This window comes from Streptomyces sp. NPDC101194 (assembly GCF_044767885.1).
Taxonomy (GTDB): domain Bacteria; phylum Actinomycetota; class Actinomycetes; order Streptomycetales; family Streptomycetaceae; genus Streptomyces.
The window spans coordinates 1357069-1369727 of the sequence record NZ_JBIWOS010000001.1; the positions used below are offsets into that span (position 1 = coordinate 1357069).

16 protein-coding genes are annotated in these 12659 nt (G+C 69.3%); 9 read left to right on the forward strand and 7 right to left on the reverse strand.

Annotated elements, in window-relative coordinates; all coding sequences use genetic code 11:
• Nucleotides 1-48: 48 nt before the first annotated feature.
• The 3 genes from ACIRP2_RS06010 to ACIRP2_RS06020 all read right to left on the reverse strand — a co-directional run bounded on the left by ACIRP2_RS06010 (nt 49) and on the right by ACIRP2_RS06020 (nt 2847).
• Nucleotides 49-1500: a penicillin-binding transpeptidase domain-containing protein gene (locus ACIRP2_RS06010; protein WP_404246918.1), complete on the reverse strand. Its 1452-nt coding sequence runs from the start codon at nt 1498-1500 to the stop codon at nt 49-51.
• A 100-nt stretch (nt 1501-1600) separates the two neighbouring features.
• Nucleotides 1601-2074, reverse strand: a complete 474-nt coding sequence (locus tag ACIRP2_RS06015) for a GNAT family N-acetyltransferase (protein ID WP_404246920.1) — start codon at nt 2072-2074, stop codon at nt 1601-1603.
• A gap of 2 nt (nt 2075-2076) precedes the next feature.
• Nucleotides 2077-2847: an IclR family transcriptional regulator gene (locus ACIRP2_RS06020; protein WP_402284590.1), complete on the reverse strand. Its 771-nt coding sequence runs from the start codon at nt 2845-2847 to the stop codon at nt 2077-2079.
• A gap of 172 nt (nt 2848-3019) precedes the next feature.
• Between ACIRP2_RS06020 and ACIRP2_RS06025 the strand changes: the two genes are divergently transcribed.
• From ACIRP2_RS06025 to ACIRP2_RS06040, 4 genes are all read left to right on the forward strand, one after another.
• Complete coding sequence (locus ACIRP2_RS06025) at nt 3020-4534, forward strand: aldehyde dehydrogenase (NADP(+)) (RefSeq protein WP_404246922.1); 1515 nt, start codon at nt 3020-3022, stop codon at nt 4532-4534.
• Nucleotides 4531-5142, forward strand: coding sequence for a DUF1349 domain-containing protein (locus tag ACIRP2_RS06030; RefSeq protein ID WP_404246924.1), 612 nt, complete (start codon nt 4531-4533; stop codon nt 5140-5142). Before ACIRP2_RS06025 ends, ACIRP2_RS06030 begins: the two co-directional genes overlap by 4 nt.
• 108 nt (nt 5143-5250) lie before the next feature.
• Nucleotides 5251-5622, forward strand: a complete 372-nt coding sequence (locus ACIRP2_RS06035) for a hypothetical protein (RefSeq protein ID WP_404246926.1) — start codon at nt 5251-5253, stop codon at nt 5620-5622.
• Nucleotides 5623-5840: 218 nt separating this feature from the next.
• Nucleotides 5841-6794, forward strand: coding sequence for an immunity 49 family protein (locus ACIRP2_RS06040; RefSeq protein WP_404246928.1), 954 nt, complete (start codon nt 5841-5843; stop codon nt 6792-6794).
• A gap of 51 nt (nt 6795-6845) precedes the next feature.
• Here ACIRP2_RS06040 and ACIRP2_RS06045 read toward each other — a convergent pair whose 3' ends face one another.
• The 4 genes from ACIRP2_RS06045 to ACIRP2_RS06060 all read right to left on the reverse strand — a co-directional run bounded on the left by ACIRP2_RS06045 (nt 6846) and on the right by ACIRP2_RS06060 (nt 8576).
• Nucleotides 6846-7406, reverse strand: coding sequence for a GNAT family N-acetyltransferase (locus ACIRP2_RS06045; RefSeq protein WP_404246930.1), 561 nt, complete (start codon nt 7404-7406; stop codon nt 6846-6848).
• Between the two features lie 113 nt (nt 7407-7519).
• On the reverse strand, nt 7520-7726 hold the full coding sequence (locus ACIRP2_RS06050; RefSeq protein WP_404246932.1) for a DUF397 domain-containing protein: 207 nt from the start codon (nt 7724-7726) through the stop codon (nt 7520-7522).
• A complete protein-coding gene (locus tag ACIRP2_RS06055) occupies nt 7723-8295 on the reverse strand; it encodes a DUF5753 domain-containing protein (RefSeq protein ID WP_404246934.1) in 573 nt (190 codons plus the stop codon). Before ACIRP2_RS06055 ends, ACIRP2_RS06050 begins: the two co-directional genes overlap by 4 nt.
• On the reverse strand, nt 8292-8576 hold the full coding sequence (locus ACIRP2_RS06060) for a multiprotein-bridging factor 1 family protein (RefSeq protein ID WP_404246936.1): 285 nt from the start codon (nt 8574-8576) through the stop codon (nt 8292-8294). The genes ACIRP2_RS06055 and ACIRP2_RS06060 overlap by 4 nt, the downstream gene beginning before the upstream one ends.
• 151 nt (nt 8577-8727) lie before the next feature.
• Between ACIRP2_RS06060 and ACIRP2_RS06065 the strand changes: the two genes are divergently transcribed.
• The 5 genes from ACIRP2_RS06065 (at nt 8728) to ACIRP2_RS06085 (ending at nt 12528) form a co-directional block, all read left to right on the forward strand.
• On the forward strand, nt 8728-9216 hold the full coding sequence (locus ACIRP2_RS06065; protein ID WP_404246938.1) for an ATP-binding protein: 489 nt from the start codon (nt 8728-8730) through the stop codon (nt 9214-9216).
• 125 nt (nt 9217-9341) lie between these two features.
• The gene (locus tag ACIRP2_RS06070; RefSeq protein ID WP_404246940.1) at nt 9342-9971 is read left to right on the forward strand and encodes an exonuclease domain-containing protein; all 630 of its coding nucleotides are present in this window, start codon (nt 9342-9344) and stop codon (nt 9969-9971) included.
• A gap of 304 nt (nt 9972-10275) precedes the next feature.
• Nucleotides 10276-11007, forward strand: coding sequence for a hypothetical protein (locus ACIRP2_RS06075; RefSeq protein WP_404246942.1), 732 nt, complete (start codon nt 10276-10278; stop codon nt 11005-11007).
• Nucleotides 11008-11291: 284 nt separating this feature from the next.
• The gene (locus tag ACIRP2_RS06080) at nt 11292-12074 is read left to right on the forward strand and encodes a class I SAM-dependent methyltransferase (RefSeq protein ID WP_404246944.1); all 783 of its coding nucleotides are present in this window, start codon (nt 11292-11294) and stop codon (nt 12072-12074) included.
• A 76-nt stretch (nt 12075-12150) separates the two neighbouring features.
• Nucleotides 12151-12528, forward strand: a complete 378-nt coding sequence (locus tag ACIRP2_RS06085) for a nuclear transport factor 2 family protein (protein WP_404246946.1) — start codon at nt 12151-12153, stop codon at nt 12526-12528.
• The last annotated feature ends 131 nt before the right edge of the window (nt 12529-12659 follow it).

The following is a 12659-nucleotide window of genomic DNA, read 5'->3' on the forward strand; positions in this document are numbered from 1 at the left end:
GCGGGAGCCGTGGCCGGGCCGGCCACGGCTCCCGCCCCACCCCCTCGCTCAGCCCGCCAGCGCCGCCTTCATCATCTTCTGGGCGATCGGCGCCGCCAGACCGTTGCCGCTGACCTCCGCGCGGGCCGCGCCCGAGTCCTCGACGACGACCGCCACCGCGACCTCCTTGCCGCTGGATTTGTCCTTCGCGTACGAGGTGAACCAGGCGTACGGGGTCTTGCTGTTGCCCACGCCGTTCTGCGCGGTACCCGTCTTGCCGCCCACCTCGGCCCCCGCGATCCTGGCGTTGCTGCCGGTGCCGTCCTCGACGACGGTCACCATCGCGCTGCGCAGCTGCTCCGCGGTCGACTGCGAGACGACGCGCCTGGTGTCCCCGTCCGCGAAGTCCTGCAACGTGTTGCCCTTGGAGTCCGTCACCGCGGACACCATGTGGGGTGCGGCCAGTTCGCCGCCGTTGGCGAGTGCGGCCGAGACCATGGCGATCTGCAGCGGCGTCGCGGTGACCTCGAACTGGCCGATGCCCGACAGGGCCGTCTGCGGCCTGTCCATGCCGGACGGGTAGACGCTCTCGGAGACCCGCACCGGCATGTCGAGCTTCTCGGTGTTGAAGCCGAACTTCTCCGCCATCGCCCTGACCTTGTCCTGGCCGAGGTCGACGGCGACCTTCCCGAAGACGTTGTTGCAGGAGTACTGGAGCGCGGTGCGCAGTGTGGCGTTCTCGCAGGGGGCCGAGGCGCTCTCGTTCTCCAGGTTCCGGGTGGTGTCGGGCAGCGGGTACGGATTGGGGCTGTCCGTGGGTACGTCGACCGAGCTGTACAGCCCGTCCTCCAGCGCCGCGGCCGCCACCACCAGCTTGAACGTCGAACCGGGTGCGAGCGGCTGCCGCAGCGCACGGTTGACCGTCGGCTTGTCCTTGTCGTCCAGCAGCTTCTTCCAGGCGTCGCCGTCCGTCGTCCCGCTGATCTTCGACGGGTCGTACGAGGGGGTGGAGACCACGCCCAGGACCCTGCCGGTCTTCGGATCGATCGCGACCGCCGCGCCCTTGTCGTTGCCGAGCGCCTCGTACGCCGCCTTCTGCACGGCGGGGTCGATCGTGGTCAGGACGTTGCCGGGGGCCGCCTGCTTGCCCGTCACCACGTCCATCGGGTTCTTCAGCCGGTCGTCGGTGCCGTCCAGCACATGGCTGTAGATCCCTTCGAGCTGGGTCGCGCCGTACGCCTGCGAGCTGTAGCCGGTGACGGCCGCGTAGAGCTCGCCCTGCTTGTAGGTGCGCTTGTACGCGAGGTCGCTGCCCACCGTCCTCTTCGATCCGGTGACCGGGTTCCCGGCCACGATGATGTCGCCGAGCGGCTGCGCGTACTGCGCGATGACCTTCCGGCGGTTGTGGTCGTCGTCTGCGAGCGCCTGTGCCTGGTACGCCTGCACCCAGGTCGCCCGAACCAGCAGGGCGAGGACCAGCAGCAGGCAGAAGACCGAGGTGTGCCTGATCGTCTTGTTCATCCCCTGAAGGGACGAGCCGGGTGCAATGCGGAGTTCCCGGTTGTACCCTTTCTCACCCATTCCTCATGATCGGGCGGGGCGTGGTCGACGCGGCCCCGCGTCACCCCGGCAGGGTGAACAGCAGCTCGTCGGTCTCCTCGCCGCGGACGTGCGAGAACCCGTGGTCCTCGCCGGTGACGGCGAACCCGCACTTCTCCAGCACCCGGCGCGAACCGGTGTTGTCGGCCGCGGCCCGTGCGTGCAGCGGGCGTTCCGGTACGGCGTCGAGCAGCGCGCGCAGCGCGGCCGTCGCGAGCCCGCGGCCCCAGTGCGCCCGGTCCATCCAGTAGGTGACCTCGCGGCCGCCCGGCGGCCCGTACACCCCGGCGTTGCCGACCACCACGCCGTCCTCGACCACCGTCCGCATCACGACGGACCCGTCGGCCAGGATCCTGCGCCAATGGGCGTCGAACGCATCCCGGTCGGTGGGGTCCTCGCTGGTGAAGGCCGCCGTCCTCACCGACTCCGGGTCGGACATGAAGGCGAAGAACAGCGGCAGATCCTCGTCGCGCACCTCGCGCAGCGCCACTCGCATGATCAGAGCCTCCGGGTGGCCAGCGTCAGTCGGTCCCGCGCGTCGAACAGCGCGTCCTTCACCATCTGCTCGTGCGCGGGCGTGAGCCGGGCCACCGGCACCGAGCAGCTGATGGCGTCGCGGGCGGGGGTGCGGTACGGGATGGCCACGCCGAAGCAGCGCAGACCGAGGGTGTTCTCCTCGCGGTCCACCGCGTATCCCTGCTCGCGGACGAGGTGCAGCTCCTCGATGAGCTTCTCGCGGTCGGTGATGGTGTGCTCGGTCAGCGCGGGCAGGGTCTCCGGCAGCATCTTGCGGACCTGCTCGTCGCTGTGGGTGGCCAGGAGCGCCTTGCCGAGCGAGGTGGAGTGGGCGGGCAACCGACGGCCCACGCGGGTGAAGGGGCGCAGATAGTGCTGGGACTGCCGGGTGGCGAGGTACACCACGTTCGTGCCGTCGAGGCGGGCCAGGTGGATGGTCTCCGTCGTGTCGTCGGAGAGGCGGTCCAGGGTCGGCCGGGAGGCCGCGACGACCTCGTCGCCGTCGATGTACGAGGTGCCGACCAGCAGGGCGCGTACGCCGATCCCGTACCGTGTGCCCGTCGCGTCGGTCTCCACCCAGCCCAGCTCGACCAGCGTGCGCAGTAGCATGTAGAGGCTCGACTTCGGGTAGCCGACGGCCTCCTGCACCGCCGCGAGCGAATGCATGCCGGGCCGTCCGGCGAAGTATTCGAGCAGTTCCACCGTCCGCACGGCGGATTTCACCTGTGCCCCACCAGACTCGGCAGCCGACATCGCCCTACGCCCCTTCCAACCCACTTACGAAACCCTGCGACTTCTTGACCTCGGCGACTTCTTGCCAACACTGAAGACCCGGAAATAGAGTCGCCCCATATTCACGATCGGGAACTCTGTTCAGAATACCGAACAACTTCTGATGTGTGGCAGCGGAGCGGAAGGAATCACGGTGGCAGCAGCACCAGTCTGGAGCGTCGACCCCCGCACCGGGAACCCGCGCGAGCAGGTTGCGGTGGAGGCTACAGCCGAGGAGGTCGACCGCGCGGTCCGGGCCTCCCACGCAGTACGCGCATCGCTCGCCGACCGCACTTTGCGCGCCGCGTTCCTGCGCGCCGCGGCCGATCTCCTCACGGGGGCCGGGGAGCACGTCATCGAGGCCGCCGACGCGGAGACCGCGCTCGGTCCGGCCCGGCTCACCGGAGAACTCGCCCGCACCGCAGCCCAGTTGAGAGCCTTCGCAGAGGTCGTCGACGAGGGCTCCTTCCTCGACATCCACATCGACCACGAGGACGCCACCCGTACCCCGCCCTGGCCCGACCTGCGCCGCTACAAGATCCCGCTCGGCGTCGTCGCCGTGTACGCGGCCAGCAACTTCCCGCTCGCCTTCTCCGTTCCCGGCGGCGACACCGCCAGCGCACTGGCGGCCGGCTGTCCGGTCGTCGTCAAGGCGCACCCCGACCACCCCGCCACCTCCGAACTGTGCGCCTCCCTCCTGCGCCGGGCGGCGGCGCAGGTCGGCCTGCCCGAGGACGTGCTGATCCTGGTGCACGGCTTCGAGGCGGGCGTCCAACTGATCGAGCACCCGCTCGTCGCCGCCGCCGGTTTCACCGGCTCCGTACGCGGCGGCCGCGCCCTGTTCGACGCGGCGGCGGCCCGTCCGGTACCGATCCCCTTCCACGGTGAGCTGGGCTCCCTCAACCCCGTCGTCGTCACGGAGGCGGCAGCCGCCGAACGCGGCGAGCAGATCGGCGCCGGGCTCGCCGGCTCGATGACCATGGGGGCGGGCCAGTTCTGCACCAAGCCCGGCTTCGTCCTGGCCCCGGCGGGCGAGAGGGGCGAGCGGCTGCTGAAGTCGCTGACCGACGCCGTCAGCGACACCGAGGCCGCGGTACTGCTCGACCACCGGATGCGTGACGCCTTCGTCGCGGGGGTGCGGGAGCGGGCCGAACTCCCCGGTGTGGAGGCCCCGGTCACCCCCGGCGCGGGCGGCGACCACACCGTCTCGGCCGGCTTCCTCACCGTGCCGGCGCACCTCCTCGCCGCACCGGGCCCGCACGACGCGCTTCTGGAGGAGTGCTTCGGGCCGGTCACGGTCGTGGCCCGCTACGACTCCGAGGACGAGATCACCGCCGTCCTCTCCCGGCTCCCCGGCAACCTCACCGCCACCCTCCAGATCGCCACGGACGACGCCGACGCCCCCGGACTTCTCGCGGCCCTCACGCCCCTGGCCGGCCGGGTCCTCGTCAACGGCTGGCCGACCGGCGTCGCCGTCGCCCCCGCCCAGCACCACGGCGGCCCCTACCCCGCCACCACCTCCACGTCCACCTCGGTCGGCGCCACCGCCGTGGAGCGCTGGCTGCGCCCGGTCACCTACCAGACCACCCCCGAGGCCCTGCTCCCCCCGGAGCTCCGTGAGGACAACCCCCTCGATCTGCCCCGTCGAGTGAACGGCCGCCGCGCATGACCTCGCACCTTCCCGAACTCCCCTTCCAGCTGCGCCCGTTCGGCCCCGAAGGTGACTGGACCTACGAGAACGGCACCCTGACCGGCCGGGCCGGAGCCCGCCAGGACCGGTTCGTACCCCCGGGCGGCGAGGCCCTGGATTCCGCGAGCGACGCACCCCGCCTCCTCGGCACCGCGCCACGGGGCGACTTCCAGCTGCTCGCCCGGGTCAGGGTCGACTTCGCCGCGGCCTTCGACGCGGGGGTCCTCTACCTCCACGTCGGGGAACGGGAGTGGGCCAAGATCTGCCTGGAACTCTCCCCGGACCTGCCCACCGTCTGCACGGTCGTCACCCGCGGTCACTCCGACGACGTCAACTCCTTCGTCGTGGACGGCAACAGCTGCTGGCTGCGCCTGAGTCGTACGGGCGACGCGTTCGCCTTCCACGCCTCGTCCGACGGCGAGAAGTGGACCTTCGTCCGCGTCTTCGCCCTCGGCGAGCCGGAGCGCGCGGCCGAGGCGTCGGTCGGCTTCCTGGTCCAGTCGCCGACGGGCGAGGGCTGTGAGGTGTCATTCGACCGGATCGCGTTCCGTGCGACGGGACTTGAGGATCTGCGCGACGGGAGCTGAGTTCTCCCGAACGTTCGTCGATTCGCCGAACGAATGAGCGTGCCTACTCAGCGGAAACGAGTACCGGCCCCCAACCCTCCGGCGTTCGCGGAGGGTTGGGTGGACCACATGAACGCCACACCCGCCCGTGCCGAGGTCCGCACGGCCGACACCCGACCGGTCGACCATGAACGCACGGACCGCAATGTCCGCACGGCCTCCTGGTTCGCCCTGTGCATGCTCGTTCCCGTGCTGATCGGTTGCGGCCTCTTCGTGCTGAGCACAACCCGGGCGTCCGGCTGCGTGACGTACGGCGTGGACTGCGCCCACGTCCCCCAGGGCTGGATCCCCGGGTGTCTCGTGGCGGCGATCGTGCTCGGCATCGCGGCCGTCGCGTGGCCGAGAAGGTGGCTGCCGTTCGTCCACGCACGCGCCTGGCTGTTGCTCCTGCACATCGTGGCGCAGTTCATGACGGCATTGCTGATCCTCAGCTACGCCTGACCTCCCGGTGGTCCGACAGGCCGTCCCGGCCTCGGCGGCTCCGTCCGCGCGGATGCCCGTGCGGTGCTCCGCGGCCTGTGGCCGGGCGACCTGCCGGGCGGCAGCGCCCACTCGACGCCCCTGCTGACGCTCGGATCCCGTGGCCGGAACCGGGCGTTGTCCGAGCCCGCTGGTAGCGTGCCGCGTCCAGCCGGAAGGATCACGGGAGGACGGCAGCTGTGCAGGAAGTGACGCGCCATGAGGTCGGCGGACAGTGGATGGAGCAGGCGCTCGACGACATCCGCCCGCGAACCCGGGGGCGGTGGCACGGGATGCGCTACGACGACGCGTCCCCGGAGAAGTTGCAGGAGATGCGTGACGAACTCCTCGACCACATAGCCGCCCGCACCGTGGCGGAACCGGTGCTCGACGAGCAGGCACACACGGCACTGCGGACCGCGGCGGAGTGCTCCCTGGGAGTGCTGAGCATCGGCTGTTTCCCCGACGGCGACCAGGAGATCGTCTTCCCGCTCATCGACGAGGGGCTCAGCAGCGAGTACATCGCTTTCGGCGACATCGTCGAGCACGCGCCCACGGCCGGGACATGGGTCGAAACGTTTGAGATGTGCCTGGTCAGCGGCCTGGTGCGGGAGTGGCGGCGGGTGATCGGCCTGCTGCTGCGGGACGACTACGCGCCCGCGATCCGAGAGGGAGTGCCGTACTCGAAGCTGACCTCGACGTCGGATCCGGCGGACCTCGCGGCGATGGACGCACTGTGCGGCTACCTGACCGAGTCGCGCGGGCACCTGCCCCGCGACTGGCCCACCGTGACCCTGTGCAAGCCGGACGCCGAAGTGCGCGCCGAGGCGGCCGGGAAGTTGGACGCGGCCGGCCCTTCGACACCGGACCAGCGCCTCCTTCGCGTGCTCCTCGACGACGATCAGCACGCCTTCGAGCAGGCCCTCGTGGCCCGGCTCGTCGAGCACCGGGAGAGTGTGGGTCCCGATCCCGCCCCCAGGACCCTGCTGCCGCTGGGCGCCCTTGCCCTGGCCGCCCTCGCGGTCCAGGTGCATGGGTGGGAGCTGGGCGTCCGGTCCGGCTATCTGCCGCAGGGCATGCTGGGTTCCACGAAGGCGCTGCAGCGGGCGGCGGACTCCGAGGTGAACGACCTGGGGCTCTGGACCGCCAAGTAGGACAGGACCCGGGCCTCGGCCACTCGGCCGGGGCCCCGGACGCGGCGGTGTCTAGCGAGACTGCTCCCAGGCGGTCCGGGTGAGTTCGTACTCCACCTCGCCGTGCTCGGAACCCTCGATCGCGTCCGGCCAGTCCCCGGCGAAGTTCCGGACGAAGGACAGGCCCGACTTCTCCATGACGCGGCGGGAGCGGGTGTTGACGGCCATGGTGTTCGCCGTGACCCGCTCGACCCCCAGTTCCGTGAACCCCTTGTGGATCAGGGCCCCGGAGCCCTCGGTGGCGCAGCCCCGTCCCCATGCCTCACGGTTCAGCCGGTAGCCGAGTTCGACGACGGCAGGGCTGTGCGGCTGCAGCGGCCGGAACTCGAACCAGCCCAGGAAGGTGCCGGTGGCCCTGTCCTGCGCGGCCCAGTAGCCGCGGGCCCCCCAGCAGGGGTGGTCGAGCAGGAGTCGGGGCAGGGTCCGCTCCTGGATCGCCTCACGGCTGGTGGGACGGCCGCCGTTGATGAAACGCATGACCTCGGGGTCGTTGTCCAGTGCGACCAGGTGGTCGGTGTCGGCCGCCGTGAACTCGCGCAGGACGAGCCGGTCGGTCTCCAGGAAGACGGGCATGCCGCGATCTTCACCACGGACGGGTCCGGACCGCCACCGGATTTCCTGTCGACGGGCGAGGCCCGCGGATGAACGCCCGGCGTCGTGCGGCCGGCGCCGGGCGGTCCCTGCGTTCAGGTCCCGGCCGCGTATCGCACGAAGCGCGTCCAGCCGGTGCGGTCGAGTGTCAGGTGGGGGAGAGTTGTGTCCTTGGAGTCGCGGATGCGGATTGTCTGTCCGGTGACGGAAACTTCGACGCACTCGCCGCCCTCGTTGGAGCTGTAGCTGCTCTTGAACCACGAGTTGTCTGCCGGGCTCTGAACGCGGACGTCGGGCTTCATTGGTCTTTCAGCAACCTTTCGATGAGCGCCGAGGACTTGCGCGGTGTGAGTGCTTGGGACCGGATGCATCCGTAGCGTGACGCCAGGACACGGACCTCCTCAGGGTCGGTGATCAGCCGACTGATGTTCTGCACCTCAAGGTAGCCGACCTGGGGTCTGCGCGTCGGAGTGAGGAGGATGAACGGGCCGCCCAGACCTGCGTGTTCAGGGTGGTCCAGGGGCATGACCTGAAGCTCGACGTTGCGCAGCCTGCCCAGCCTGATGAGCTCGACGAGCTGTTCCTCGTGAACGTCCCGTTCGCCGATGGGGCGCCGCAGGACAGCCTCCTCGATGACACAGTTCACCATCGGAACCGGTCGTTTCGTCAGCACCACCTGCCGTGCCAGGCGCGCCGCCACGCGTTGCTCGATCAGATCTTCGTCCAGCAGCGGCTTGCGCATGGCATACAGGGCGCGAGCATGAGCTTCGGTCTGGAACAGGCCGGGTACCGTGTGGTTGCTGTAGTACGAGAGCTCGACGGCATCCGCCTCCAGCTTCGCGTAGTCCTTGAACCACACCGGATGCTTCACCGGGCCCGCGCCTTCGCCCGTGCCACCTCCTCCTTCGCCGCCCGCAGCAGTCCGCCCGCTGCCAGCAAGTCGTCGGCCGCGTCCAGGAATTCGGGCTGCGGCGTCCGGCGCCCCCGTTCCAGCGAACGGATCAGGTCCTCGCTGTACCCGAGCCGGTCGCCCAGCTTGCGCTGGGTGAGGCCGGCCCGCTCGCGCAGCAGCCGGAGCTGGCTGCCGATCACCTGGAACAGGTCCGCGGCCTCCTCCGAGTCGTCGTCACCGATCGCACTGTCCAGCTCCATCGCTGCCCGCCTTCGTTCCATGGGGCCGACCGCGTTCATCGCCCCGGTACGGGGGACAACCGGTACCGGTCGCCGTAGGTACCGGTACACGCACGTCACGTACCGCTGTCGTTGCTGGTCGGCGTACGGTCACTCGGCCACGCTGAGTGGCGTGACAAGCGAATCCGCAGAGATCGAAAGTCAGCAACCGGCTTGCTGCGCACCGGAGTTCATTCAACTGTTCAGCTCCACCCGTCGAGGTGCCCGACTTGCTCGTCTGCTTGCCGTGGAACAACTGGCGTCGTGGGGATGGCCGCGTGACGGCGAGCGCACCGACGCGGCCGCGCTGGTCGTCGCCGAGCTGGCGGCGAACGCGGTCGTGCACGGGCGGCTGGACGGGCGGGGGTTCCGTCTCGGGCTCGCGCTCCTCCCGGCCGGGCAGTTGCGGATCGAGGTCACCGACCCGCGCGGCGAACGGCTTCTCCCCGCCGAGCGCCGGGAAGCGGTCGAAGGAGGCCGCGGGCTGGTCATCGTCGACGCACTCGCCGCGGACTGGGGCGTGCTTCCGTACCCGCCGTCCGGGAAGACGGTCTGGGCCGAGATCTCCGTGCGGTGTCCCGGTGGCCGTCAGGGAGTGTTCCCGGACCGGATCGAGGCGTGAGGTCCGGATCGAAGAAGTTGCCGGTGCCGGTGACGGTGACGGTGACGGTGACGGTGGCGGTGGCGGTGCGGGCATGCGGAAATCGGGGTGCCGGGGCCGGGCGCGCGTCCCCTACTCTCGGCCCCATGCGCCACGAATCCGCCCTGCTGAACGTCATCGATGTGGAAGCCACCTGCTGGGACGGACAGCCGCCGCCCGGCTCTGTGAACGAGATCATCGAAATCGGTCTCACCGTCGTGGACGTGTCGGAACGGCGCCGCGTGTCCCGGCACCGTGTCCTGGTCCGCCCTGCCCGGTCGGCGGTGAGTGACTTCTGCACCGAACTGACCGGACTGACGCAAGCCGAGGTGGAACGGGGCGTCACCTTCGCCGAGGCATGCCGGATCCTCGTCGAGGAGTACGAGGCCGGGGAGCGTCCCTGGGCGAGCTGGGGCGAGTACGACCGTCGGCAATTCGCTCGCCAGAGCCGGGCAGACGGGGTGGCGTACCCGTTCGGCCATCCGACGGAGCGCACCCACACCAACGCCAAGGCCGTATTCGCCGCGGCCTACGGGCTGCGCAAGAAACCCGGCATGGACCACGCCCTGCGGATCGCCGGACTGCCCCTGGAGGGACGCCATCACCGCGGCGAGGACGACGCGTGGAACATCGCCGCACTCGTCCTTGATCTGTTGGACCGTGGGGCATGGCCGGTCACGGCGGCAGTCGCCTGGGGTCTGTCCGGCGGATCAGGTGACCACCAACGTGAGTTTTAACCTCCGCGGTCTGTGGAACTGGTGGCGACACACGACGGGTCTGAGTGTCTGCGAACATTGGTGCGGCATGTCCGTTCGCCCGTGAGGTGATCTTTTGAGGAAGGTGGCACTGCGTTCCCACGCACTGTTGCCTCGGCAGTACGACCACCGGAGGGTCCTGGCGACCACGGTGGATGCCTGGGGCAGGGCTCTCTGGCTGATCTGCCCCGATGCGGAACTTGAGCCGCGATCGTACGGAAGCTCGTGTCCCAGACCCCGTAACTACCCCTACGACGCGCTTCTCGTCATCGACGACGGCGGCACCGTGCGCGAACGCACCCTGCACGACGTGAGCGTGCGGGTCAGCGACGTGGATGCCCTGCCCAACGGGCGGTTCATCCTGCTGCAAGGACGTGTATCCCGGGGAGAGCGCAACGCACAGGTATACGGCCGAGACGGCCGACGCCGACGCGCCTTTCAGATGGGGGATGCCATCGAGTTCATGCTGGCGGACCGACGGAACCATGTCTGGAGTGCCTACTTCGACGAGGGCGTCTATGCCGACCCCATCAGCGCCGCCGGCCTGGTGCGCTGGGACAGTGGCGGTCGTCAGGAATGGCGATACTCGGCTCCCGAGGGCGTCGAATACATCGACACGGTCTATGCCTTCAACGTCGACGACGGTGTGGCCTGGGCCAGCTATTACCCGACCTTCCCAGTGCTGGAAGTCCGCACGAACGGGCGAACCTACATCCGGACGTCGCCCGTGGTCGCTCCCCGTGGACTGGCCGTGCACGGGGAGGAGATCGTGATGCTCGGCGGGAACCGGCAGCACGACCGGCTCCACCGCTGCCGCATGACCGGACACGACGTCCTACTGGTCGAAGAAGCGCAGCTCACTCGCCCCGACGGCGCACCGCTCAAGCAGTACGCAAGCCTCGTTGGAAGGGGACGACATCTGTATCTGCGCGGTTCATCGACCAGGCAGTGGTTCGTGACCGACATACAGGCCGACGTTGGCCCCTTGGGTTTCGGAACACCCCCGAGCCCCGGCTGAGCGTCATCCGTGTCACGAAACCTGGGGCCGCTGGGACTGCTCGTGTCGGGGAACACGTAGGGCCTGCGTATCTGACAGCCAAGGCTCTCGGCGAAGGTGGAAAACCAAGCCAAGTGCTGTCCCGTAATCCCTGGCGGGCGCACGACGACAGCTACGGCACCTCGCCGCGTTGTCGGAACGTCCGCATACATCCAGCATGCGGACGTCCCGCCCTTGCGATGCACCGCATCCGACGCCGCGCGCTGCTCCACCAGGGACGACGGGACAGCCCTTAGGCTGCGGCGATGGAACGCGTAACCGACGTGCCCGAGAGCTTTGCCCAGTCTGCAGATCGTGACCAGGCGAACAACTACGACAGTTTCGCCGAGGCGTACTCGGCGGAGAACGAGAACAACCTCGTGAATGCTCACTACGAGCGGCCCGCAATGTTGGCTCTCGTCGGAGATGCAGTCGGTCGTCAGATCCTGGACGCCGGTTGCGGCTCGGGCCCCCTGACCGCTGCGCTTCGCGACCGAGGTGCCGTCGTCACCGGCATCGATGCCAGCGCGGAGATGGTGGAGCTGGCCAGACGGCGGCTCGGTGACAACGTGGCCCTGAGCGTGGCAGACCTGAGGTACCGCCTGCCGTTCGCCGACGGTGCGTTCGACGACGTGGTCGCATCGCTCGTGCTGCACTATCTGGAGGACTGGGGGCCGACGCTGGCCGAGTTGCGGCGAGTGCTCAGGCCCGGCGGCCGGCTGATGGTGTCAGTGGACCACCCTTTCGTGGCCTACACGCATCAGGATCCTCGGCCCAACTACTTCGTGACCACCAGCTATGGCTTCGACTGGACGTTCAACGGACAGTCCGTTCCGATGAGGCTCTGGCGCAAGCCGATGCACGCCATGGCCGAATCCTTCACCACCGCCGGTTTCCGCCTTTCCGCCATCAGTGAGCCGCAGCCCGACCCGGCCGCGCGTGAAATGTTCCCCGACGGCTTCCATGACCTTTCGAGCAAACCCTGCTTCCTCTTCTTCGTCCTTGAGGTGCCGTCGTCGGCTATCGGCTCGGACCACCTGGTGCTGTGACCGGGATGGTTCACCGTGGTCGGGAGACGGCTCACGGGACGCGCGCGGTCCGCAAGGCGCCTGGTATTACTGGTGCATGCAGGAAGAGACTGCGCGGTGCGCGATCGACACGTTCATCTCCGCGTTCAACGCCTCGGACGACAGCTATGTGACTGCGCTGCTCTCCCAGGCCCTCACCTCGGACGTGGTCTTCTGGGGGCCGTTGGGCCGCAGTGAGGGGATCGAGGCGGTCGAGCGGTTCGTGCTGGACATCCGGCGCCACCCCGCGGGGGCCGGCACGATGGTGCGCTGTTCGGCGGTGGACATGCCGGACGAGTGGGCCCGGTACCAGTGGGTCTTCACGACGCCGGATGGAGGCCCCCGCCTGGCGGGAACGGACGTCGTCCATCTGCGGCGGAGCCTCATCGACCAGGTCATCGTCTTCGCGGGGGAGATCGAGCCGTCCGCCTCCTGAGTCGTTCTCCTCCGGCGCCGTCCTTCTCCTGAACCGGCCCCGTTCGGGGCTCCGGGTCTGCCCGGCCGAGACCGTCTTCACAACGCTTCGGTCGTCCGCGCCTGGCCACGAGCGGACCGATGATGCGCTGT